Source organism: Shewanella litorisediminis (genome assembly GCF_016834455.1).
Taxonomy (GTDB): Bacteria; Pseudomonadota; Gammaproteobacteria; order Enterobacterales; family Shewanellaceae; genus Shewanella; species Shewanella litorisediminis.
This window is the reverse complement of the sequence record NZ_CP069213.1, coordinates 4140671-4162283: the sequence shown is the minus strand read 5'-3', so window position 1 is coordinate 4162283 and position 21613 is coordinate 4140671. Positions and strand designations below refer to the sequence as shown.

The 21613-nt window shown below is 54.2% G+C and carries 22 protein-coding genes; 14 read left to right on the top strand and 8 right to left on the bottom strand.

All coding sequences use genetic code 11. The features are described 5' to 3' along the window. Nucleotides 1-17: 17 nt before the first annotated feature. The gene (locus JQC75_RS18530) at nt 18-2042 is read right to left on the bottom strand and encodes a GGDEF domain-containing protein (RefSeq protein ID WP_203325481.1); all 2025 of its coding nucleotides are present in this window, start codon (nt 2040-2042) and stop codon (nt 18-20) included. 528 nt (nt 2043-2570) lie between these two features. Between JQC75_RS18530 and JQC75_RS18525 the strand changes: the two genes are divergently transcribed. Both JQC75_RS18525 and JQC75_RS18520 read left to right on the top strand, forming a co-directional pair. After that, nucleotides 2571-3173: a pentapeptide repeat-containing protein gene (locus tag JQC75_RS18525; RefSeq protein WP_203325480.1), complete on the top strand. Its 603-nt coding sequence runs from the start codon at nt 2571-2573 to the stop codon at nt 3171-3173. Nucleotides 3174-3399: 226 nt separating this feature from the next. Beyond that, nucleotides 3400-4908: a putative bifunctional diguanylate cyclase/phosphodiesterase gene (locus JQC75_RS18520; protein WP_203325479.1), complete on the top strand. Its 1509-nt coding sequence runs from the start codon at nt 3400-3402 to the stop codon at nt 4906-4908. Here the strand turns inward: JQC75_RS18520 and JQC75_RS18515 are convergent. Both JQC75_RS18515 and JQC75_RS18510 read right to left on the bottom strand, forming a co-directional pair. Further along, a complete protein-coding gene (locus JQC75_RS18515; RefSeq protein ID WP_203325478.1) occupies nt 4902-5540 on the bottom strand; it encodes a CPBP family intramembrane glutamic endopeptidase in 639 nt (212 codons plus the stop codon). The genes JQC75_RS18520 and JQC75_RS18515 overlap by 7 nt on opposite strands. 197 nt (nt 5541-5737) lie before the next feature. Then, a complete protein-coding gene (locus tag JQC75_RS18510; RefSeq protein WP_203325477.1) occupies nt 5738-6136 on the bottom strand; it encodes a GFA family protein in 399 nt (132 codons plus the stop codon). Nucleotides 6137-6408: 272 nt separating this feature from the next. Between JQC75_RS18510 and JQC75_RS18505 the strand changes: the two genes are divergently transcribed. Then, nucleotides 6409-7809, top strand: coding sequence for a S8 family peptidase (locus JQC75_RS18505; protein WP_203325476.1), 1401 nt, complete (start codon nt 6409-6411; stop codon nt 7807-7809). A gap of 61 nt (nt 7810-7870) precedes the next feature. On the opposite strand, the gene JQC75_RS18500 is transcribed toward JQC75_RS18505, so the two are convergent. Further along, on the bottom strand, nt 7871-10609 hold the full coding sequence (locus JQC75_RS18500; protein WP_203325475.1) for a M16 family metallopeptidase: 2739 nt from the start codon (nt 10607-10609) through the stop codon (nt 7871-7873). A gap of 230 nt (nt 10610-10839) precedes the next feature. On the opposite strand from JQC75_RS18500, the gene JQC75_RS18495 reads away from it, so the two are divergent. Then, complete coding sequence (locus JQC75_RS18495; protein ID WP_203325474.1) at nt 10840-11436, top strand: Hpt domain-containing protein; 597 nt, start codon at nt 10840-10842, stop codon at nt 11434-11436. After that, complete coding sequence (locus JQC75_RS18490; protein ID WP_203325473.1) at nt 11436-12566, top strand: response regulator; 1131 nt, start codon at nt 11436-11438, stop codon at nt 12564-12566. Before JQC75_RS18495 ends, JQC75_RS18490 begins: the two co-directional genes overlap by 1 nt. On the opposite strand, the gene JQC75_RS18485 is transcribed toward JQC75_RS18490, so the two are convergent. Beyond that, complete coding sequence (locus tag JQC75_RS18485) at nt 12563-12757, bottom strand: hypothetical protein (RefSeq protein ID WP_203325472.1); 195 nt, start codon at nt 12755-12757, stop codon at nt 12563-12565. The two genes, JQC75_RS18490 and JQC75_RS18485, sit on opposite strands and share 4 nt — an antisense overlap. A gap of 96 nt (nt 12758-12853) precedes the next feature. Between JQC75_RS18485 and JQC75_RS18480 the strand changes: the two genes are divergently transcribed. Both JQC75_RS18480 and JQC75_RS18475 read left to right on the top strand, forming a co-directional pair. Continuing rightward, nucleotides 12854-13882, top strand: a complete 1029-nt coding sequence (locus tag JQC75_RS18480; RefSeq protein ID WP_239002049.1) for a GlxA family transcriptional regulator — start codon at nt 12854-12856, stop codon at nt 13880-13882. Nucleotides 13883-14039: 157 nt separating this feature from the next. Then, nucleotides 14040-14792: a phosphatase PAP2 family protein gene (locus JQC75_RS18475; protein WP_203325470.1), complete on the top strand. Its 753-nt coding sequence runs from the start codon at nt 14040-14042 to the stop codon at nt 14790-14792. A gap of 24 nt (nt 14793-14816) precedes the next feature. Here JQC75_RS18475 and JQC75_RS18470 read toward each other — a convergent pair whose 3' ends face one another. Then, nucleotides 14817-15116, bottom strand: a complete 300-nt coding sequence (locus JQC75_RS18470; protein ID WP_203325469.1) for a hypothetical protein — start codon at nt 15114-15116, stop codon at nt 14817-14819. A gap of 223 nt (nt 15117-15339) precedes the next feature. On the opposite strand from JQC75_RS18470, the gene JQC75_RS18465 reads away from it, so the two are divergent. The 5 genes from JQC75_RS18465 to JQC75_RS18445 all read left to right on the top strand — a co-directional run bounded on the left by JQC75_RS18465 (nt 15340) and on the right by JQC75_RS18445 (nt 19703). Further along, nucleotides 15340-15981 carry a TetR/AcrR family transcriptional regulator gene (locus JQC75_RS18465; RefSeq protein WP_203325468.1) on the top strand — a complete coding sequence of 214 codons (642 nt, stop codon included), beginning with the start codon at nt 15340-15342 and terminating at the stop codon, nt 15979-15981. Beyond that, a complete protein-coding gene (locus JQC75_RS18460; RefSeq protein WP_203325467.1) occupies nt 15978-16940 on the top strand; it encodes an HlyD family secretion protein in 963 nt (320 codons plus the stop codon). The genes JQC75_RS18465 and JQC75_RS18460 overlap by 4 nt, the downstream gene beginning before the upstream one ends. After that, nucleotides 16933-17901, top strand: coding sequence for an ABC transporter ATP-binding protein (locus JQC75_RS18455; protein ID WP_203325466.1), 969 nt, complete (start codon nt 16933-16935; stop codon nt 17899-17901). Before JQC75_RS18460 ends, JQC75_RS18455 begins: the two co-directional genes overlap by 8 nt. After that, the gene (locus tag JQC75_RS18450) at nt 17891-19018 is read left to right on the top strand and encodes an ABC transporter permease (RefSeq protein ID WP_203325465.1); all 1128 of its coding nucleotides are present in this window, start codon (nt 17891-17893) and stop codon (nt 19016-19018) included. Before JQC75_RS18455 ends, JQC75_RS18450 begins: the two co-directional genes overlap by 11 nt. Nucleotides 19019-19097: 79 nt before the next feature. After that, nucleotides 19098-19703: a DUF2238 domain-containing protein gene (locus tag JQC75_RS18445; RefSeq protein WP_203325464.1), complete on the top strand. Its 606-nt coding sequence runs from the start codon at nt 19098-19100 to the stop codon at nt 19701-19703. 50 nt (nt 19704-19753) lie between these two features. Here the strand turns inward: JQC75_RS18445 and JQC75_RS18440 are convergent, their stop codons facing one another. Then, nucleotides 19754-19993 (bottom strand): hypothetical protein, encoded by a 240-nt coding sequence (locus JQC75_RS18440; RefSeq protein WP_203327275.1) that lies wholly within the window; start codon nt 19991-19993, stop codon nt 19754-19756. A gap of 295 nt (nt 19994-20288) precedes the next feature. On the opposite strand from JQC75_RS18440, the gene JQC75_RS18435 reads away from it, so the two are divergent. Further along, on the top strand, nt 20289-20615 hold the full coding sequence (locus tag JQC75_RS18435) for a hypothetical protein (RefSeq protein ID WP_203325463.1): 327 nt from the start codon (nt 20289-20291) through the stop codon (nt 20613-20615). Nucleotides 20616-20684: 69 nt separating this feature from the next. Here the strand turns inward: JQC75_RS18435 and JQC75_RS18430 are convergent, their stop codons facing one another. Continuing rightward, nucleotides 20685-21017, bottom strand: coding sequence for a thioredoxin family protein (locus JQC75_RS18430; RefSeq protein ID WP_203325462.1), 333 nt, complete (start codon nt 21015-21017; stop codon nt 20685-20687). A gap of 158 nt (nt 21018-21175) precedes the next feature. On the opposite strand from JQC75_RS18430, the gene JQC75_RS18425 reads away from it, so the two are divergent. Then, complete coding sequence (locus JQC75_RS18425; RefSeq protein WP_203325461.1) at nt 21176-21613, top strand: DUF6491 family protein; 438 nt, start codon at nt 21176-21178, stop codon at nt 21611-21613.

Below are 21613 nucleotides of genomic sequence, written 5' to 3'. Positions count from 1 at the left end.
CTTCGATATTCCCGCCTTCACTCTGCACTATTTGTCGCAGGATGACCTGGTGCGGCAAACTTGGCCCTGGATCCCGTCAGATGCAGACAAAACATCTCTGCACACACCTGTTGGCGCCCGTTGGCTTTTGCCCGGTACAGCTGCTCATCGGCCTGACGAATGGCGTCTTCAATGTCTGGGAGGCCTGCTGCATTTTGTACCCCAACAGTGGCTATACCGGCTGAAAAGCTAACGCTCAATCCAATGGCAGGGTCTTGTTCACACGCTTGTATGAAGGTGCGTTGCAGGCGCTGTAGCAGGCCTGCAAATACGGCAGGGTCTTTCTCCGTCGCCAACAGAATAAACTCCTCACCCCCAAACCGCCCGATAATATCTGTTTGCCTGAGTGTTGTTTTGGCCGCCTGTGCAAAGGCCCGTAAGACCGCATCGCCGACGTGATGCCCATGTTTATCATTGATGGCTTTAAAAAAATCCAGATCCAACAGGGCAATCGACAACGGAAACTGCTGGCGCTCGGCAAGTCGTTGCATTTGGCTGGCTTGATGTAAAAATGCACGCCGGTTGAGTAAACCTGTGAGGGGATCGGTATCAGACAGTTGCTGCAATCTCATCCTGTGTTGGCGGCTGCGAAGTAAATACAGTGACAGGATCAGCGTGACCAGTGCGCCTGCACTAATCACTATCAGTGTAATGTGCAGCCTTGCCTTGGCTTTTTGTTCTGCTGCCGCGATTCGCGCAGCTTGTTTTTCCTGCTCTGCAGCGAGTGTTTCTTCCTGAGCCAGTGCCAGGCGGGTTTGGAAGCTGCTTAGCATTAAAGACCGCGCCTCAGCGTCTTTTTCAGCTTTTAACTGATGATAATGCTGAGACGCTTCAAAGGCGGCCTGATAATTACCTTGCTTTTGATAAATTTTTTGCAATAAGTCATGACGCTCCCAGTTATTGTTTTCTGTAATACGGTCGGCCATCTCTTGCGCTGCGGAAACATTTCCCAGCAATAGATACGATAGCCCGGCATAATAGGCTGAACTCTCATTCAGGTGCGGTATTTGCTGCATGGGATTGAATTGCATCAATCGATTAACATTGGAAAAGTTGCCTTGCTGAATTTCTCCCAGCAGCACAATTTTATCCATCACATCAGAACAGGCGATATTATTGTGTGCAGAAAGTGAAGCCTGGGCATAACGCACTTTTTCCTGAAACGGAAGAAAATACATATTGGCAATGTTGCAGTAAATAATTGCTACATGATCTGGTTCGTCGGTTTGCTGGTAGTGATTAATTAATTGATTGTACTGGTCAATAGCTTGATTTAAATCACCAATTAGACCGCTGTGATAGGCGAGCTCTTCGCTTAAATAATATAGGTAGTCTTGATGTTGTGATGCTACGCTTCCCTTCTTTACTACTTGTGACAACTGGAATAATGGATGAGGTATTTTTTCGAATAGCTGACGCTTGTAATAAATTTCAAGCAAATGCCTTAAAAAAACTATATGTACATAAGGGGCGTTTTTTAGTGCTGGTTCCAGCTTCAGACTTTCCAGTAAGGCGGTTGCTTCCTCCGGTAGATTTTGGTAGGTGTACATGCCATAACTTCGTATTGTCATGGCATAGATATAGAGCTCAGGATGTTGCATCGGGCTAATTAAACTCAGTGCTCTAGATAAATTTTCCTCTATAGCATCCATCCCATAAGAGCGCAGGTTCTCAGCTTTAAATATCAATAAGGCAGCGTGCCGCACCGGGTCATTACTTGCCTCTTTTATGCGCAGATCTATTTGATTGGTTAAACTGTCCTTGTTTTCAGCATGGGCGTTATCCAGTTCAAACCTTTCAGCCTGGATCTGTGCCATGGTGTATCGCTCTTGCGCCGGCACGGGTTGTGATATGAGCAGTGCCATAAGGCCTGCAATGAAGACCCGAATAAATCGTGTCACCGGGTGTTGACTATCCAGATGAAGGCGATGGAAAACCGATTTAATTTGGGAATATGGCATAGCACTGAAGATCAACAAGGTCACTCCAATAGCAAGTTTCATACAATGTTACATAAGATTAAAAAAATAGGCTGTCGAATTTCGCTCTTTTTGTGAACAAAACGCCTGTTTATTGCCTTGTAGCTTGAAACCGCGTTCAATATCCAGAGATCTGAAAACCGTATTGACGACAAAGGGATTGGACAGGTTTGGCGCTGTCCGGCGCAGAATAGCGTGGACATTATTGGCGATTCAGGGAGCCAAGAGACAATCTCTATTGAATCGCCGCTTTTTTGGGCGCTTTAGGTGACTACTCCAGTGCATTTGGTGGCGCTGACGCTGGGAGAATGGGGTCTTTGCCGTATGCGGGTTCACACAAAACATACAGATTTTCATACCGGTACCTCTGATTGATGGAGATGTCATTACATTTCCCCTTTCATTCAGCTCAAGGCAACCTGGCCCGGTTATCACTGCCATACATCATCAGTGATGTAAGTCCTTATTTCTGGTTGAGTGCAACTCAAAGGCTGACGGAAAGAGCCGGTTTTGTTAAAGATGCGCAAAAGATGATTAGATTTTTTCAGCACGATGGATTTCAGCGATGGCGAGCAGTATTTCGATGCAAGCTTCAAACAACTGGGTTTGACACAGGGCCGTTATAGGGATATCGAGTTTGAAGATTGCCTGTTTTCAGACTGCGATTTTTCCGATGCCAGTTTTCAAAACTGCCGCTTCAATCAATGCCGCTTTGAGCGCTGTAATCTCAGTCTGGCGGTGTTTTCAGGCAGTCGCTTGTTTGGGGTGACTTTTGTTGAAAGCAAATTGATCGGGGTGGACTGGACCCGTGCCGATTGGCCCGGCTTTCATGTGGATTTTGAACTGGCGTTTCAGCAATGCATTCTCAACGACTCGTCTTTCTACGGCCTGACAATGCATCAGCTGGCCATGACCGAATGCCGGGTGCAGGAGGTGGATTTTCGCCATGGTGATTTCAGCGGTGCCAGCCTTACCCAATGCAACTTCTCCGGCAGTCTGTTTGTGCAAACCAATTTAAACCGCGCTGACTTTAGCGGTTCAGAAGGTTTTAACATCAATGTGTTGGAAAACAGCCTCAAAGGGGCACGATTTTCGCGATTCGATGCCCTGAGTCTGCTGGAGTCTCTGGGCATAGAGCTGGTAGATGAGTTTTGACGCCTGAACTTGCCTTCATTCAATCACCATTGGCACGAAAAAATATTGCTGTTTGCAGACGGAAATGGATTGATACAGTGCCACAGAACCGTACCAGATAATTGCATTGTTCTTGTTTAACGTGATGAAAATAAAAGATTTACAAATGCCTGCTTTTTTATTGTGCACTTTTATTGGGTGGCTGTGATACTTTTAATGAACAATCAGGTTACAGGGTCAGCCAATCATGGACAGAGCTGTTATTTCAGCCCTTCGCGTCGCCATCATCTATGCGGTTTTTGCCGGATTTTGGATCCTGTTTTCAGATATTGCCGTTGAGTTGCTGCTGGACAGTGCTCAGCTGCGCGCCATCGCGCAAACATACAAGGGATTGGCCTTTGTGATCATCACGGCAACCCTGCTGCTGATGTTGGTGCTCAGGAGTAACAGAGCGCTGGAAAAAGCCAACGAAATGGATAGCCTGACGGGCCTTAGCAGCCTCAGCGTATTTATCCGCTCCCTGAACAATACCATCCGCCAGCTTAAACCCACTGAACGCCTGATCCTGGGATACCTGGACATCGACGATTTCAAACGAATCAATGACACCCTTGGCTATGAGCGTGCCGATGCCTTTTTGCGTGATCTGGCCAACGACATCAATGACGCTGCCCTCCCAGGCTCTGTGGTGTCGCGCTTACATGCAGATCAGTTTGCCAGCTTTGGCCGCTTGGATGCCTCTGTGGATATGGAGGCCCATGTGCGCGGATTTCAGCGTATGTTCGCCCACAGGGCCAGGCAACACGGGATAGACGCTACTTGTTGTATCGGTGTCGCCCTGTTTCCAGCCGACGGCACCAATGCCAAAGAGATGATGGTGTCGGCCACCGAAGCCCTGAATATTGCTAAAAAGAAGAAAAACGCCATTCAATACCATGATAAGGAACTAAGCGAAAAAGCCCTGCAGCGACGTCAGTTGGTTATGGATTTACGCCAGGCCATCACCGATGAGTCCCTGACGCTGGTGTATCAACCCAAGTATGATCTGACTACCCTCACTGCCTGCGGTATTGAAGTGTTGGTTCGTTGGCATCACCCGGTGAAGGGATATATTTCTCCCGATGTGTTTATTCCGCTTGCAGAAGAAATAGGCCTGACGGCTGCCATCTCCAGGCTGGTGGTCGACAAGGCGGCAGCGGAACTTGGCAGTGCAGGTGTGCTGGGTGGCAGCCTCACCCATGTGGCGGTGAACGTGTCGGCAGATGAGTTCAATAATGCCGACGAAATGTATGCGCTGACGCAATTTATCAAAAGCAAAGAGGCGTTGGCGCCCTATGTGCGGATTGAAATCACCGAAACGGCCACCCTCACCGATATGCAAAAGAGCGTGGAGATTATTTCCAACCTGCAGGCCAGTGGGGTTACCTTTTCCATCGATGATTTCGGTACGGGTTATACCTCCCTGGCAATGCTGAAAGATCTCACAGTGGATGAAATAAAAATTGATCGCAGTTTCGTCTCCGGAGTCGAAACCGATGAACGTTCTCGCACCATAGTCAGTGCCATCGTCGCCATGGCTCAGAGTTTTGATATTCATATCGTGGCAGAAGGGGTGGAAAACGCCGCACAGCTGAAAATTCTGCAGGACATGGGCTGTCAACAGGCCCAGGGCTTTTATCTGGGCCGCCCCATGGCATTGCATGATTTGGTGAAGCACCTGAATGAGGACGGTACCAGCACCCGGGCTGCTCACTGAGGGGAGAGGCTAAGATACTGGCCTGCACCAAGGGTAAACAACCACAGCCCCCATAGGCTGTGTTCCAGCACGCAGGCGGCGGTTGAGCGGGAGCTGGCATAGGTGTAAGCAAATATCAGCCCTCCCACAAACGCGAGCACCATGGCAATCCAATTGGCATAGATAATATGGGCCAGAGCGAATACCGCCGCACTGACCCAAATCCTGAGCGTTTTACTCGGCATTATCCCCTTGAATCGATGAAATAAATAAGTCCGGAATATCAGCTCCTGCGGTATCACTGAAAACAGTGGATACAGGGCAAGCAGCAGGCACCAGGTGTAAAAATCGCGGGTGGGCAGAATAAACAGCTGTTCGGGAGCATAGGCGGAGAAGGCCGTAACAGAGATAGGCACGCCAACACCGAACAGCGCCGGTGAGTACCACAGCAGGCGTTTCAGATTGGCATAGTTGGTCAGACGAAAACGCTTGAAGCGACTATCGCTCAGGATCAAATACAGGCACAGCAGTGCCAGCAGGCACAACACAGGCAACAACCAGTTGCTCAGTAAGTGTCGATAGTGAAAGGCGGTGAGTGGCAGGAGCACAAACATGCAGACAAACTCCGCCCAGCGCAGTAACCGGCTTGTCATTTCTTTCTCCCCAGGATCTCTATCAACACTAGCACAGGCTGGCTATGTCGGTGACGCTGCACCTTGGCAGTAATCAGCGGGTGGCAGTGCCGGGTCATACCCTGTCAGGCTGACACGCGGTGTTGCTGTGGCTAAAGCGCAGAAATGGACATGCCCCGGCCGGTGTTTGCACCACAGGGGAGCCGCAGCTCTTTGGCCTAACGGGCATCCGAGGGATGGTTTACTCCATCACAGATTGGAACTTCTCCCACGAGGAAGGGATCCACGCCTTCCAAACAGCCCAGGTTATAACCAAACTCGGCTGGGTTGGAGCGGCGTTGGTGATGGGTATAGATACCGCAGTGGCCGCAAAAGAAATGCCTGGCGGTGCAGGTGTTGAATTGGTACTGGCGCAGCGAGTCCTGACCTTTAAGAATTTTCAGACCCGCCAACGGCACACTGGCGGCGACGGCGCCCCTGCGACGGCACATGGAGCAGTTACACCGGCGGGGATTCACTATCCCGTCGGGCAAATGAAGCTCCAATACCACGGCGCCGCAGTGGCAGCTGGCAAGATGTTTGTCCCGTATTTGTGTGTTGCCCACCTGCTTAATCATTGCGGCACATCTCCCCAACTACAGCGCCAATGAAGAAGTCTAAAGGTACGGCCAGGAAAGAGGTCGGGCAAGTAAAAAGTGCCTTTAGAATAATCGTCTGAATTTCTTTAATTTATCATTATATCGAGCAATTTTATGTGCCTGTCAGGGTTGTATTCCGCTGGGGGTTCGTTAATGTTTATGGTCTTGCAGTCGGTCCGGAGGAAGAGGAGTCCCGGTGATGTCCACTGTTCAGCGGTAACAGTAAATCAATCTTTTTAAGGGATCCTAAAATGAAAAAATCATTGTTGGCCTTGGCTGTACTCTGTTCCGGTCAGGCTTATAGCATGGACTTTATGCTGAACGTTAATGGCCAGCTTAATCAACAAGCCGTGGCCGCCGAAGTAGCTGCCAAGGGTGGTGTGCTCAAGAGCTGTATTCCTCAAATCGGTGTCTGTCAGGTTGCTTTTGGGTCGGCAGATGCCGCAGCAAGCAGCGGTATGGCATTAGTACCCGATGCCACTGCTTTTGTGCCTCAAGTGCCCGACGCGGCGCCCGCATCCAGTGTTCAGTCAATCCCACTTACGGCCAGCTTTGCCAACCCGCCCGCCAGCGGCGATGATGATTTCTTCTTTGACCTGCAATGGGGTCATGTAGCTGTGGGGGCTGTGGACGCCTGGAACGCTGGATATCGCGGCGCGGGCGTGCGGGTGGCTGTACTGGACAGCGGCGCCGATGCGGATCACCCTGATCTGGCCCCCAACATCAATACGGATCTGAGCCGTTCCTTTGTGATGAATGAGGCATGGGATTACGCTGGCACTGATACCTTCAATCACGGCACTCATACAGCAGGGACCATTGCAGCAGCAGATAACGGCTTTGGTGTAATAGGAGTAGCCCCCGAGGCTGAATTGGTGATCCTGAAAGTGCTGTCGGCCGATAGCGGTACCGGCAGTTCCTACGGCACCATGCAGGCCATGGTCTATGCCGCAGACAACGGCGTAGACATTATCAACATGAGTCTGGGACTGTCGGTACGCCGTAATGGGCTGTTTGACGTGAATGACACACCTTACGACACTTCGGATGACATCCGCTTTGATGTGGGTGGAAAAGACGGGATTGCCCAGTTTATCGGAACTTACGCCAAGGCTGCTAACTATGCCCGTAAGCACGGCGTGACCCTGTTTGCCTCCGCGGGTAACGAAGCGACCGATTTGGACCATACTGACAGCCTGATGCACCTGCCATCCGGCCTGCCCGCGGTCAACGCCGTATCGGCTCTTGGCCCACAGCTGTGGGGGGCAAACTCAGGCGCCAACCTGGATAATTTGGCGATTTACTCCAACTATGGCCAGTCAGAAATCGAGTTTGCCGCCCCGGGAGGGGACTATAGCAGCCTGTTTATCCCGGGCGGTACCTCGCCTTGTACCGTGGCTGGTTTAACCCGTTTCTGCTACGTGTTTGACTTCGTGTTTTCCACCGGTAACAACGGTTGGTACTGGTCAGTGGGCACTTCCATGGCCTCGCCTCATGCCGCTGGCGTGGCGGCACTGATAGTGAGCGCCAATGGTGGTCGTATGGATCCACCCAAGCTGGAAGCAGAGATGCGCCGTTTGGCACAGGATCTGGGCAAGCCTGGCCGCGATGATGTGTATGGCCAGGGTAAGGCATACGCCCCAGCCAATTGAGTTGAGCATCAAAATAAAAAACCGGACGCCAAGGCGTCCGGTTTTTACTTGGGGGAGAAGCTTACTCAACCTTGCTTTGATCGCCCGCTTTAATCAGGGCGAAATCATCCACCTTGATGTATTTGCGGAAGGCCTTGTTAAGGTCATCTGCCGTGAGCGCCGCCAGTTTGGCTTCAAAGTCGGCGTCAAAGGCCATGGTGCGCTCAAGCTTGAGGTTGCTCACAAGGGTGCCCACCAATTCTTTGTCCTGCGAGCGGCTGACCTTGCGGCCCTGCAGCAAGCCAGACTTGGCGGCCTCCACTTCGTCGGCGGTAAAGCCGTCCTTCAGCAGCCTCGCTATCTCCTCCCTGAAGCCGAGTTCAACCCTGGCCAGGTTTTGAGGCGCGCAGATGGCGTACGCACCCAGGGAGCCGCGCTGATCTTCGCTGCTTAAACGCAGGAAAGAACCGGCACCGTAGCTCAGGCCATCCTGCTGGCGCAGGCGGGTAGCCAGACGCGAGCTTAAGAAGCCGCCGCCGAGGATGTAGTTACCCAGGGTCAGCGCTGGTGCATCGGCATCCATGTCACCCACAGGCAGGCTGAGGGACGCCACAAAGGTGGCGTTTTCCTTATCAGGGGTGTTGAAGGTGATGGGTTGGGCATCGAGCTTCACATAAGGCGAGGCGATACGCTGGTATGTCTGCTTGCTCTTCCAGCCCTTGGTGAGGGTGTCCAGGGCGCTGACGGTGGCGTCTTTATCGAAGTCACCGATAATGGACACCTGCATCTGCTTGGCATTGTAGAAGTCGGCGTGATAACGCTTCACCTGCTTCAGAGTCAGCTTATCCAGCTCGGCCAGCTGTTCTTCGAAGGTGCCCACGTAACGTGGATCGTCCTTGCCATAGGGTGATTGGTGGCGGCTGAAGGCATTGAAGGCCAGCGACTGCGGGTCCTGCAGGTTCTGCTCAATGGCCACCTTGGTTTCGGTCTTGTACAGCTCAAATTCTTTTTCAGGGAAGCTGGGACTGCGCAGCACATCTGTGAGTATGTCGAGCACCGGCAGCAGGTTGGCCCTGGTGGTCTCCACCGAAGCAAACAGGTTGCCATTGCTGCCACCGATACGCAGGCTTGCCTGCAGCTGATCCAGCTCTTCTTTGATCTGTTCGCGGCTGTACTTGCTTGAGCCGCGCAGCAGCATTTCACCCACGGCATCGCCAACGGCATTTTTGCCGGACAGGCTGCGCAGGTCGCCGAACTGACCGCTTATCCTCACCACCACTGACTCACCACGGGTCTTTTTCTGCAGCAAAGAGACCTTGGTGCCTGAACTCAGGGTCAGGGTTTCGGTGCGGCTGTCGATGTTGGCCTGTGAGGGGTCAAAGGCTTCACCCTGTGCCACCTGCTCGCGGCCCTTGTAGTCTTTCACCAGGGCATCGACGTCGGCCACCAGAGGAATTTCTACCCGTGCTGGCTTCTCGGCCGGAATAAAGCGCCCCAGGGTGCGGTTATTCTGGGTGAGGTAGTATTCCGCCACCCGCTGCACATCTGCGGCGCTGACTTTTTCCAGGCGGTCACGGTTTAGAAACAGCAAACGCCAGTCGCCCATGCCCAGCCACTCAGACAGCTCAAGTGCTACGCGCTCGGAGGAGTTGAAGGCCAGCGTCAGGTTCTTCAGCAGGGTGCGCTTGGCGGTTTCCACTTCCTTATCGGTAATGGGATTGCTGCGAATCGACTCCAGGGTATCCAGCAGCGCCTTCTGGGTGGCATCCATATCGGCGGTCTTGTCCATTTCGGCCATAAAAATGGCCACACCGGGATCTTGCCACTGGAAGTTCATCCCAAATACCGAGGACGCCAGCTTGGCCTCGACCAGCGCTTTATGCAGGCGACCGTTGGGGGTGGCCGACAGCACTTCATTGAGCACATCGATGGCGGCAAAGTCTTCGTGGGCGCCCGGTGGCACATGATAGATGGTGCCGAGCAGTTGCACATCGCCAACCCGGCGCACGGTAACCTGACGTTCACCGTCCTGTGCAGGCTCCACTGTGTAGAGGGGATCGATGGTGCGATTGGGTTTGGGGATGGTGCCGAAGGTGGCTTCAATTTTTTTGAGCATGTCCTCAGGTGCAAACTTACCCGCCACAATCAGGGTGGCGTTATCGGGCTGATAATACTTGCGGTAAAAATCCTGCAGACGTTCGATGGAGACATTCTCCAAATCCGAGCGCGCACCAATGGTGGACTTGCCATAGTTATGCCATTCAAAGGCAGAGGCCATCATGCGCTGCAGCGTGATGCGAAAAGGACTGTTTTCGCCGCGCTCAAACTCGTTGCGCACCACCGTCATTTCGCTGTCGAGATCTTTCTTGGCGATAAAGGAATTGACCATGCGGTCCGATTCCATCGACAGCGCCCAGTCGATGTTTTCTTCGGTGGCGGCGAAGGTTTCAAAGTAGTTGGTGCGATCTGTCCAGGTGGTGCCGTTGGGGCGGGCACCGTGGGAGCTCAATTCTGCCGGAATGTCCCTGTGCTTTGGGGTTCCCTTGAACACCAGGTGCTCCAGCAGGTGGGCCATGCCGGTCTCGCCGTAATTTTCGTGCTTGGAGCCGACTTTGTATGTCACGTTAACGGTGACGGTTTCCTTGGTGGGGTCGGGGAACAACAGCACCTTGAGACCATTGTCGAGGCGGTATTCGCTGATACCTTCTACCTCGGTCACCTTTTGTAAGTCGGCCAGGGCCTGAAGTGGGGTGAGGCTGCACAGAGCCAGCACCATGGCGGTGGCCAGGGTCGGCAGGCGCCGCTTGAAAGTGGTTTGCATTGAGACGTCCTTTTCCTTGTTGAAGGGATTAAAAAATCAACATTAACAAGCCCTAATAACACAATCCAGTTTTTTGCTGCGTAGAGGGTGGCCGCAGCTTCCGGAGGATAAAATTCTGCTGCTGTTTGGAGCGCTGACTATACTTTCCAACGTCGCTCGCGATTTTATGCAGCCAATTCATTCACTTCAGCATGTGTCACCATGCTATGGACAGCCTTTGGAGACAGACAATGCCCCAGCCCGCAAGCCCACAACAAGCGCTGGATTATGCCTCTGCCCTGAAACGCCTAGGGGGCAATCAGGGACTCCTGAATGCGGTGCTGGCAAAGTTTTCGGAAGATTTTCAAACGTTCCCGGAACGTTTGCAGACCCTGTTTGAGACAGGTCAATGGAATGAACTCAGGATCCTGACCCATACCCTCAAGGGCAGCGCTGCCAATATCAGTGCCGGGCGCTTGAGCGGCGCGGCGGCGGCCATAGAAAGCGCAATCAAGAATGGCGAAGTGCCTGTTTCCCCTGAGCTGTGCCTGGTGTGTCTCGACGCCTGGCAGCAGTTGGCGGGTGAACTCGATGCATTGCATGGCGCCCGGCAGGCGCCGGAGACGGTCGCCATCAGCATGACTGAAATGCTGGTGCGGCTGAAACGGCTCGAAGCGCTCATTGACAGCGATTTCGCTGCGGCAGACGCCATGTTTCTCGAACTGAGGCAACTGAGGGTGCCCGAGAGATACCAGGATGATTTCAATCTGTTTATTAAACAATTCGATGCATTCGATGTGCGCGCAGCCAAATCGGTTTTGGCCAGAATGCTGGGGAGGGAAGCCTGATGCGTGATAAGCCGGAACTCTTGTTGGTGGATGACTCTCCCAACGAAATTCGCATTTTGATGGAAATCCTCAAGCAGGATTATCGCATCAGGGTGGCCACCAATGGTGCCCAGGCGCTTGAAATGATTGCCCAAGCCAATCCCGAACTGGTGTTGATGGATGTGGTGATGGAACCCATGGACGGTTATGAGGCGTGCAGTCGGCTGAAGATGGACTGGCCCGAGTTGCCGGTGATCTTTGTGTCGGCGAACACAGAAACCGACGAAATCCTCAAGGGCTTTGCTGCCGGAGGCCAGGACTATATTACCAAACCGTTTGAGCCCGAGATATTGCTGCGCAAGGTACGGCTTACCCTGTCCCAGGCTGCGCAGCGGTTACAGCTCTCCAGCGAAAAACGGGAAGCCACCGCCATGGTGATGGCCGCCATGCACAGTGCGGCGGATATCGGTGTGGTGGTTAACTTTCTGCGGGCCAGCACCAAGCACAGGGATGCCCAGGCTCTGGTGCAGGAAATCTGCCGTGCCAGTGCCAACTTTGGGGTGCAGGTGTGCAGTCGCATCGTTGGCGTGGGAGGCAAACCCTTTTATGCCGCGAGTCAGGGGGCAGTGCAGCCCCTTGAGCAGGTGCTGATGGACAGGGCGTCGGAGTTTGAGTGTCGCATGCTGGAGAAAGGTAACCGGCTGATTTTAAAATTTTCTTCTGTGGTGATGCTGGTGAAAAATCTGCCGGATGAACCACAGCGTGTCGGTGAGCTTAAAGACTATCTGCTTATCCTGATGGAGGCCGCCCATGACCTTAATCAGCGGGTCACCGCCGACACCCGAATTGCCCAGCAGCGGCTCTCCCTTATGATGGACACCATACGCCAATCCCGGGCAGCCCTCGAGGAAATCAAAGACTTCCAGGTAGACCACAAGGAGAAAAACCTCTCCATCATGAATCAACTGATGCTGGAAATAGAGACCGGCTTTTTGTCTATGGGGCTGTCGGAAGAGCAAGAGCTCTGGATAACCGGGGTCATCAAAGACAAGCTGGATGAGAGCCTGGCGCACCTTGAGTCTGGACTGACGGTCGACAGAAAGTTGCATGACATAGTCGAGCAGCTCGATGCCATGGTGCAAACCTTTTAGTCGCTGCAGTCGCATCCCCGGCGCCACAGCAATCCGGCGCCGAGGGCGGTGATGAGCATCAGGGTCGGTAACACCACAAAGTGCACCATGGGTGAGGCCGCCAACTGAAAATTCAGCCACAGCAACAGATACCAGCTAATACCCAAATAACCGCTGCCCATCAGAATCTGAGTCAGAGAAAACTTTTTCATGGCCTTACCTCCTTGGTGGCGATGAAAAGAGTTTAAAAAAACGCCAGCAGGCCTTAAAGTGTCGTTAATGACAGTTTTATGGTTGAAAGTGACATGATGGCTCAGATTACTTCCCCCACCCTGAATATCGCGATTCTGATACCTGAGACGCCGGTAATGAGCGGTGTGACCGCCTTTCTGGATCTGTTTCGTCACGCCAATACCTACGCTGAGCGCACCGGTCATGCCGGCGTACCCACTGTGGAGCCCAGGTTGTATTCGGCCCGGGGGGGCTGGGTGAGCGTTCTGGGGGTTGGTGTTGAGTCTTCGCCCATAGCCGCAATGGACGTTGCACAGGTCGATGCGCTGGTTATCACAGCGCCACTTATTCTGGATGGCCGGGATTTGCACCGGGAACTGGCCGCCTTTGGGGCCTTCGATGGCCAGATTAAGGCGTTGGCAGACAGAGGTGTACCCATAGCCGCTTGCTGCGCCGGCACCTTGCTCATGGCCGCCACCGGACTGCTGGATAGTCGCAAGGCCACAACAGCCTGGTGGCTGGCGCCGCTTTTTGAGCAGCACTTTCCTGCGGTAACACTGTCGATGGAGTCTCTGGTAGAGCGCGATGGCCCGTTTTTTACGGCGGGGGCGTCGACCGCCAGCTACAGTCTGGGGCTGGCGTTGCTGGAGCAACTGGTGGATGAGCATTTTGCGTTGGCCATGGCCAAGGTCTTTTTAATCGACCCCAATCGCAGCTCACAGCGGGTATTTATGGATCAGGTACCGCTGCAGCCTCTGCATGCTGACCCACAGGTTGCCGATATCATGCGCTGGATAAGCAACAATCTCACCGCGGACCTGGCGTTGGAGTCGCTGGCCGAGCGATTCGCCATGGGCAAGCGTACGCTTATTCGCCGCTTCAAGGCGGCGCTGCACGACACCCCATCGAGTTATATTCAGAAACTGCGTATCGACAGGGCCAAACGCTTGCTTGAGCGCACGGATTTGCCCCTGGAACGCATTCTGCCTGAACTCGGGTATGAAGATGTCAGCTCATTTCGAAAGCTCTTTATCCAACACACCAGCCTTACCCCCAAGGCTTACCGGGAGAAGTTTCGCCCCGGTGACCGTTGCTGTGACCATTAGCGCGGCCGGAAAAACCCAATTTGGGATATACAAGCGTTGGACATATGTCCTAAAGCCGTGAGATACGGGCATTTCAGTCGGGGCTTTTCCGTTTATGCCGGAACTTTGGTTGTAAACTCCGGCCTTAAAAACCGAGACGCAACAGGTTGGAGTTTGCATGCCCAGGATTCATTTTCATCTCAGTCCACGCCATTGGTGGCGTCGTCATCTGCATATACCGTTGACCCTGGGGCTGGCTTTTTTGGTACTGGCAACCCAGTGGGACTGGGACCTTTATGTGTCCTCTGCACTGTTTCATCTGGAAGGGGGCGTCAACGCCTGGCCGCTGCGGTATTGGTGGCTAACCGACAAAGTGCTTCATACCGGTGGACGTGACCTGGTGGTGTTGGCATCAGTGCTGTTACTGGCATTGACGTTGACCGGCATGGTGAATCCGCGACTTAAACCGTATCTTCGTGGATTTTTTTACCTGCTGTGTTCAGTGGCAATCAGCGTCCTTCTGGTGCGATGGGGCAAGTCGCTGACTCAGGTGAATTGCCCCTGGGATTTGGCCCTGTTTGGCGGCCAGTATCCCCATGTGTCTTTTCCGGCGAGCATGGCTGGCCCGGGGTATGGCGGCCAGTGTTTTCCCGGCGGACATTCCAGTGGCGCCTTCGCCTGGGTCGCACTCTACTATTTTGCCGTGGTGTATTTTCCCCGCTGGCGCTGGCGAATGCTGGCCTCGGTGTTGGCGGTTGGTGCCCTGTTTTCTCTGACTCAGGAGCTGCGGGGGGCACACTTTTTAACCCATGATATCACCAGCCTGCTGTTATCCTGGTTGGTGGCTACCCTCCTGTATCCGCTGTTTTGGCGCCGTGGTTTTAAGGCTGACACGGCAATAGCAGGCGCAGAAACTGTAATAACAGACTAATTTATATGTTGTTTTTTCAGGGTTTTACAAGCGCAGCAGCAATCCCAGCAGCAGTAGCAGCAAAGACAGTCCGATGGTGGCCTTGTGAAATCGGAGATAGAGCACCACGGCCGTATCCTGGCTGTCTTTAAGTTCGCCCCGGCTTAAGGCTTCCTTGATGTAATTACTTCTTACCGCCGTGCCGGGGTGGCGGTCATGGCTGTAGGCTTGATGCCAGATGTGTGGATAGTGAGACTTGATATGAGCTATCAGTCTGCGCCAGGCACCCAGGTCCAGTAGCTGCAATGCCAGTATCAGATAAATGACATAATCGGCTGCGTGCATGTGATTTTTCCTCCCTGCTAAATCACGGCTCGTCTCCATGACAGCCATGACTTTCCACGTTTTTGCCGCGTGATTTCCACGTGTTTGCCGCGTTATAACCCAAGGGTATCCTGCAGCGACAAATTCCTCATTATTAAAGAAAATGGAGAATTTTCATACTGCCATTTATCCGGCCTTTCTCCTAGTATGTTCATCAAGAGAGGAATTTCTTCGGGAGTGCAGTATGTCGGACCCGGGCCGCCCCAAGGGTGACAGTGACGCCAGAGCCAGATTAATTGCGGCAGCGATAGAGTGTTTTACCGAGCATGGTTATCAGGCGGTTTCAACCCGCAGCATAGCCCGCAAAGCCGGTGTGGATGCGGCCATGATCCGTTATTACTTCGGCGGTAAGCAGGGGCTCTTTGAACACATGGTCAGGGAAGTCTTATCCCCGGTGCTGGCGAGATTTCAGAGCCTGTCGCAGCAGGGAGCTCCTTCGGATTTGGCCGCCCTGATGCAAACCTACTACCGCGCCATTGGCGCCCATCCCAAGCTGCCAAGGTTAATACTGACCGTATTACACGAAGGCCAGAGCAGTGAGGCATTCAGACTGCTGATGTCGGTCTTTGGTGATGTGCTGCGTCTGTCACACAGCTGGCTGATGCAGTCCCTGGTGGCTAGTGGTGCCATCCGCGCCGACGTAGACCCACAGCTGGCCCGGCTGAGTCTGATAAGCCTGATGGTGTTTCCCCTGATTGCCCCACCGGCGTTGATAGCCTCTTTGGGGATAGACACAAGTCCTGAGGGGTTGATGCATTTGATTCCTCACCATATCGCTGTACTGAGCCAGGGCATTTTGGCAAGTGATACCGGAGATAAATCATGAAGTTAATTACACATCCCTCCTGGGTCGGTCTGCTTGCCTTGTGTCTTGCTGCCTGTGGTGAGTCATCGTCTGCCGTATATGGCACGGTAGAGCGTGACCGCTTAACCCTCACGGCCCCCTCCACTGAACTCATTGCCGATATACAGGTACAGGAAGGCGACAGGGTAAGTGCAGGCACTGTACTGCTGCGGCTCGATAGCCGCGCCGCCGACGCCAGACTGGCGCAGGCTATGGCCGATCTCGCTCAGGCAGAAGCCCGGCTTGCCGAGCTGACCAAGGGCGCCCGGGACGAAGAGTTGGCGCGGGCCGAGGCGCGACTTGCCGGTGCCAGAGCAACCCTGAGTGAGGCGAGGGCTCAGTATGATCGCACCGTTCGCCTGGTTGCCGAAAAAGTGCTGACCGCAGCCGACCTCGACAAGGCCGTCGCAGGTAAAGACAGGGCCCAGGCCGATGTCGACAGCGCCAGTCAGACGCTGAAGGAATTGATTGCCGGTACCCGCAGCGAGCAGTTATCGCAGGCCTCTGCTGCAGTGGATGCAGCCCAGGCTCAGGTGGCACTTGAGCAAAAGCTGACGGCGGATTTGACCCTGGTTGCTGCACGGGATGCCGTGGTGGATCTTTTGCCCTGGCGGATGGGCGACCGGGTGAGCCAGGGGAGCCAGTTGGTGGGCTTGCTCGCTCAGGATGCTCCCTATGTCCGGGTCTATCTGCCTGCCTCTGCCCTCGATAGATTGCTTCCCGGCGCCGAGGTTGGAGTGCGGGTAGATGGGCGGCCGGTACCTGTTATGGGTAAGGTGCGTAATATCCGCAGTGAACCCGCCTTTACCCCTTTTTATGCGCTCAACGAGCGTGACCGGGCTCGCCTGATGTACCTGGCCGATATCGACCTGCCGGTAGATGCCGGTTTGGCCACCGGGCTGGTCGTGGAAGTGCTGTTGCCGGAGGTCAGCCATGACTGAGGCGCCCGCGACAGAGTCCCTTGCTGCAGTCCCCCTTGCGATTGAGACCCGGGGTATGACACGGCAATTTGGTGCTCTCAAAGCCGTGGATGGCGTGGATCTGGCGATTCCCCGCGGCAGCATCTACGGATTTCTTGGTCCCAATGGTTGTGGCAAGTCCACCTCCATTCGTATGCTGACCGGGCTGCTTAAGCCCACCAGCGGTGATATCCGGGTGCTGGGTGAGCCCCTCAAAGGCGCAGAGGAAAAACTGCGCCGGCGTATCGGCTACATGACCCAGAAGTTCTCACTGTATGAGAACCTCACAGTGCTGGAGAACCTCAGCTTTGTGGCGCGTATTTACGGTCTGCAAGGCCGCCAAGCCAAAGACAGAATAGCGCAGCTGTTATCCCTCTACAGCCTCGCGGGCCGCGAAGGCCAGATGGCAGGTTCCATGAGCGGTGGCCAGAAGCAGCGGCTGGCACTGGCGGCCGCCACCATACACGAGCCGGAGCTGCTGTTTCTCGATGAGCCTACCTCGGCGGTGGACCCGGAAAACCGCCGCGAATTTTGGGAGCGCCTGTTTGACCTCTGTGCCATGGGTTGCACCATTTTGGTGTCTACCCACTACATGGATGAGGCCGAGCGCTGCCACGGGCTTGCCATTCTGGAGCGGGGCATCAAGCGTGCCGACGGCTCCCCCAAGGCTCTGATGCAGGCCATGGGCGCCCGGGTGGTGGAAATCGGCGGCCAGGATTTGAGAACACTCAAGCAGCAGTTGCTTACTGAGGCGCCGGTATTGTCGGCGGCGCAGATTGGCAGTCGGTTGCGGGTGCTGATCCGCAGCCAGATAGATGACCCTGTGGCCTGGCTTGGCCAGCGCGTGGGGGCAAGGGAAATGGATGAAGTGCGTCCCAGCCTTGAGGATGTGTTTGTCACCTGTACCGGCCAGCGCGCAGGGGGAGGTGACCATGTGGCTTAGAATTCTGGCCATCCTCACCAAGGAGCTGAAACAGCTTTCACGGGATCGCATGACCTTCGGCATGATAGTGATGATCCCGCTGGTGCAGCTGATGCTGTTTGGCTACGCCATCAATACCGATGCCAGGCATCTGCCTGCCGGTTTGGTGGATATGAGCGGCAACAGTCAGGGGCGGGCCCTGGTGCAGGCGGTTTCTGCCACACAAGTGGTGGACTTTGTTGAGTATTATGAGTCGATTGCCCAGGCTGAAGAGGCCATTACCGCCGGACATGTGAAAGCGGCGTTGGTTATCCCGGCTGACTTTGGCTCCCGTCTGGTGACCCATCCCCAGGCGCAGGCCGGCAAGGGAGCCTATTTTTCGCGTCCGGTGGCACAGTGGCTGGTGGACGGTTCAGATACCATGGTGGCTTCCACCATCAAGTCACTGAGAACCATGCCGCTCTCAGAGGTGTTCGGGCAGCCTGTGCCCGAGAGTACGGCTACCATGGAGGTGGTGATGTACTTCAACCCCGAGCAGCGTACCGTGGTCAACATAGTCCCCGGGCTGCTTGGGGTTATTCTGACCATGACCATGGTGCTCTTTACCTCGGCCGCCATCGTGCGGGAGCGAGAGCAGGGCAACATGGAGTTCTTAATTACCACGCCGGTCAAGCCACTGGAGCTGATGCTGGGCAAGATTTTGCCCTACGTGCTGGTGGGCTTTGTACAGGTGGCCATTATTCTGGGGGCGGGTAAGTTGTTGTTTGCTCTGCCCATACGCGGTGGCCTCGACTCGCTGGCGCTGGCGGCCATGCTGTTTATTCTGGCAAGCCTCACCCTCGGGCTGGTGATTTCCACCATAGCCCGCACCCAGCTGCAGGCGATGCAGATGACGGTGTTTATTCTGCTGCCATCGATACTCTTGTCCGGCTTTATGTTTCCCTACGAAGCCATGCCGGTGCCGGCCCAGTGGATTGCCGAGGCGCTGCCTGCAACCCACTTTATGCGTATGTCCCGGGCGATTATCCTGCGGGATGCTGAGGTGACGCAGCTGGGATTCGATGCACTCTGGTTGTTGGGTTTTTGCGCCCTGGGCCTGCTGGTGGCGACCCTCAAATTCAACAAACGACTGGATTGAGGCGGGTCGCTTGGCACTGACAAGCGGCCGCTTCGGGGTTACACTGCCCAAAGTCTCTTGATTGAATTGAGGTTTCTCCATGGGAAGGATGCTTTGGCTGCTGGTGTTTTTTGCCGTATTTCTCTGGTCGGCTGTTGGCCCATTCGACCGCTTTACCTGGTTTTTGGAGGTGCTGCCTGCACTGATTGGTTTTGCGATTCTCGCGGCCACTGAGCGGCGTTTCCCACTCACGCCCCTGGTGTATGGCCTTATCCTTATCCACTGCGTGATCCTGATGGTGGGCGGTCACTACACCTACGCCGAGGTGCCCCTGTTTGATTGGCTCAAAGAGCCCATGGGCTGGGAGCGCAACAATTACGACAAAGTGGGGCATTTTGCCCAGGGCTTTATTCCCGCCATGATTGCCCGTGAACTGGTGCTGCGACTTGGCGTGATGCAAAAGGGCAACTGGTGCAATTTCTTTGTGGTGTGCTTCTGTCTGGCATTGAGTGCTTTTTACGAGCTCATCGAGTGGTGGGTGGCCATTGCAACCGGTGAAGGCGCCGAGGCATTTCTCGGCACCCAGGGTTATGTGTGGGACACCCAATCCGACATGGGCTTCGCCCTGCTCGGTGCCATAGTGGCTCTGCTCACTTTAAGCCGCTGGCATGACCGCCAGTTGACGGCACTGAAGCAGCCTGGCTGATAGCCGCGCACCTTCAAAACCGCCTTCGGGCGGTTTTTTGCTTTTCAGCGTCAGTCGTTTTCGTCATCTCCGCTGGGAGAGGCTTTGTTTTTGCGTTGCTCCTGCCTGGCCTCATCGAGTTGTTTCAGGGATTCGGTGGGGATGGGAAAAAGCGATATCAGCGGGAAAAATGCCAGAAAGAGGTAGGCGCCTTTGGGCATGGCTCTCGCCCAGCGGTACAGGCGCCACATCAGCCAAGGCAATACAACCAGCATAAGTATGACAACGCCAATCAGCGGCAGCTCATCCATGGTCGATTTCCCTTTTGCAGTTGGCAACATGTCCTTATGACTGTGATATGGCGATGAATCGCCAGCTATCAAGTGGAAGCTGCCGCATAGGCCGCGCGGTCAGTTGCAGCGTCCGCTTGTCCGCACGGACAGGCCTGAGTGTCCGCTACGGGTGAACGGACAGCCAGGGAGAGTGTCCGGCGTTGTTTGGATTTGCTAAAAATCAATCATAGTCAGTGTGTTACATGTTTGGCACGAGAGTTGATTCAGTCAGTCTGTCCAACAGGGACGCACCATCACCTCAAGGAGCTTTGCCATGAATAATCTGACAATAAAAAATCTGACCGTAAAAAGCCTGCTGCTGGCCAGCTTATGTGTGACATCATTTTGCCAGAGTGCCGAAGTCGGCCATCTGGAGCAGGAGATACGTGACAGCCTTACACAGGCACAGCAGCAGGGACTGTTGAGCGAACAAAGTGATATTCGTATCGAGCAGGGCCGGTCTTTTTCAGTGCTTACGACCACGAGTTCAATAAACCCCATGGCCGGCAGCCGGGCGCAACTGCAAGCATTGCCGTTGGAGTCGGTCAGCCGTTTGCTGCCGGATTCATTCGATGATGTCACCTTAACCACAAGGGATTAAGCCTGATGAAACCTGAGTATGCCGCCGGAGCCCTGGTAATCCCATGGCTCGGTGGTCACAGGGGCGCAGTCAGTTAAAACACAGAGAATAGGGTCGCTTAAGCAAGTTTTTGATATCCGCCATCGAAAACACCCGTGCCAGTTCACCAAAACTGTCCCCGTGGAAAAACACCCTGATAACCGGGAGTGAGAACACCCCAAGCTGTCCACAGAGTGCCTCCCCTGAGGCATGACAATCGACATAGGCCAGGGTCATGGCCGGGAACTCTGTCGCCAGCAAATCGGCAATTCTAGGCTTGATTGCCTGACATACGCCGCAGTCTTTACCCCCAATCAATAACAACAACCCCGGATGTTGCGTAAGCGCCTCAGCCAGTTGTTGTGGGGTTTCCAGAGTGAGCATGCCAATATCCTGAAATCTGAATGCGATAGCGCATTTTGCCACAGTTTTTTAACAGTGGCTTTGGGATGCAAATTGACACTGTTGGCTGACTGTATCCCTTTGGTGTTGGCGCTACACTGAATGTCTACAAAGCTTGGTATTCCAAAGGGAGATGCCTGATGAAAAGCGCGCTTAAATCCATTGCAGTGATGAGTTTGTTCTTCTTGCTGCTGGCCTGTTCAAGCAATCGCCTCAGCCGTGATGAGTGGGAATTGAAGGTGAACGACTCCATTAGCCTGTGGCAACTGGAGAGCGTGAAAAAAGTGAATACCTTCAGGCTAGACAGCTGGGCCAGCTTGGGGGAAAAGCATCTTATCCTGCGTACCAGCCCGAGCAAGCCGTATTTGGTTGAGCTGGATTCCCGGTGTCCGCAACTGCACTTTGCCAGGGCGCTGATGCTTGATCAGGCCATGTCCACCAGTTTGGATGCGGGCTTTGATTCGGTGTTTACGGCGCAGGAGCCGCATATAAAGTGCCGGATAAAGACCATCTATCCCCTCAACAGGGAGCAGGATAAAGCCTTACTGGCGTTGGATAAGCAGGCTGCTGAGGACTAA

What these genes read in the sequence shown, in the direction of transcription:
- JQC75_RS18470 (WP_203325469.1), bottom strand. Translation starts at nt 15,116, where the DNA reads ATGCACGCAGCCGATTATGTCATTTATCTGATACTGGCATTGCAGCTA.
- JQC75_RS18445 (WP_203325464.1), top strand. Translation starts at nt 19,098, where the DNA reads ATGGGAAGGATGCTTTGGCTGCTGGTGTTTTTTGCCGTATTTCTCTGG.
- JQC75_RS18455 (WP_203325466.1), top strand. Translation starts at nt 16,933, where the DNA reads ATGACTGAGGCGCCCGCGACAGAGTCCCTTGCTGCAGTCCCCCTTGCG.
- JQC75_RS18495 (WP_203325474.1), top strand. Translation starts at nt 10,840, where the DNA reads ATGCCCCAGCCCGCAAGCCCACAACAAGCGCTGGATTATGCCTCTGCC.
- JQC75_RS18475 (WP_203325470.1), top strand. Translation starts at nt 14,040, where the DNA reads ATGCCCAGGATTCATTTTCATCTCAGTCCACGCCATTGGTGGCGTCGT.
- JQC75_RS18515 (WP_203325478.1), bottom strand. Translation starts at nt 5,540, where the DNA reads ATGACAAGCCGGTTACTGCGCTGGGCGGAGTTTGTCTGCATGTTTGTG.
- JQC75_RS18500 (WP_203325475.1), bottom strand. Translation starts at nt 10,609, where the DNA reads ATGCAAACCACTTTCAAGCGGCGCCTGCCGACCCTGGCCACCGCCATG.
- JQC75_RS18435 (WP_203325463.1), top strand. Translation starts at nt 20,289, where the DNA reads ATGAATAATCTGACAATAAAAAATCTGACCGTAAAAAGCCTGCTGCTG.
- JQC75_RS18480 (WP_239002049.1), top strand. Translation starts at nt 12,854, where the DNA reads ATGGCTCAGATTACTTCCCCCACCCTGAATATCGCGATTCTGATACCT.
- JQC75_RS18430 (WP_203325462.1), bottom strand. Translation starts at nt 21,017, where the DNA reads ATGCTCACTCTGGAAACCCCACAACAACTGGCTGAGGCGCTTACGCAA.
- JQC75_RS18490 (WP_203325473.1), top strand. Translation starts at nt 11,436, where the DNA reads ATGCGTGATAAGCCGGAACTCTTGTTGGTGGATGACTCTCCCAACGAA.
- JQC75_RS18425 (WP_203325461.1), top strand. Translation starts at nt 21,176, where the DNA reads ATGAAAAGCGCGCTTAAATCCATTGCAGTGATGAGTTTGTTCTTCTTG.
- JQC75_RS18450 (WP_203325465.1), top strand. Translation starts at nt 17,891, where the DNA reads ATGTGGCTTAGAATTCTGGCCATCCTCACCAAGGAGCTGAAACAGCTT.
- JQC75_RS18530 (WP_203325481.1), bottom strand. Translation starts at nt 2,042, where the DNA reads ATGAAACTTGCTATTGGAGTGACCTTGTTGATCTTCAGTGCTATGCCA.
- JQC75_RS18440 (WP_203327275.1), bottom strand. Translation starts at nt 19,993, where the DNA reads ATGGATGAGCTGCCGCTGATTGGCGTTGTCATACTTATGCTGGTTGTA.
- JQC75_RS18510 (WP_203325477.1), bottom strand. Translation starts at nt 6,136, where the DNA reads ATGATTAAGCAGGTGGGCAACACACAAATACGGGACAAACATCTTGCC.
- JQC75_RS18505 (WP_203325476.1), top strand. Translation starts at nt 6,409, where the DNA reads ATGAAAAAATCATTGTTGGCCTTGGCTGTACTCTGTTCCGGTCAGGCT.
- JQC75_RS18520 (WP_203325479.1), top strand. Translation starts at nt 3,400, where the DNA reads ATGGACAGAGCTGTTATTTCAGCCCTTCGCGTCGCCATCATCTATGCG.
- JQC75_RS18525 (WP_203325480.1), top strand. Translation starts at nt 2,571, where the DNA reads ATGGATTTCAGCGATGGCGAGCAGTATTTCGATGCAAGCTTCAAACAA.
- JQC75_RS18460 (WP_203325467.1), top strand. Translation starts at nt 15,978, where the DNA reads ATGAAGTTAATTACACATCCCTCCTGGGTCGGTCTGCTTGCCTTGTGT.
- JQC75_RS18485 (WP_203325472.1), bottom strand. Translation starts at nt 12,757, where the DNA reads ATGAAAAAGTTTTCTCTGACTCAGATTCTGATGGGCAGCGGTTATTTG.
- JQC75_RS18465 (WP_203325468.1), top strand. Translation starts at nt 15,340, where the DNA reads ATGTCGGACCCGGGCCGCCCCAAGGGTGACAGTGACGCCAGAGCCAGA.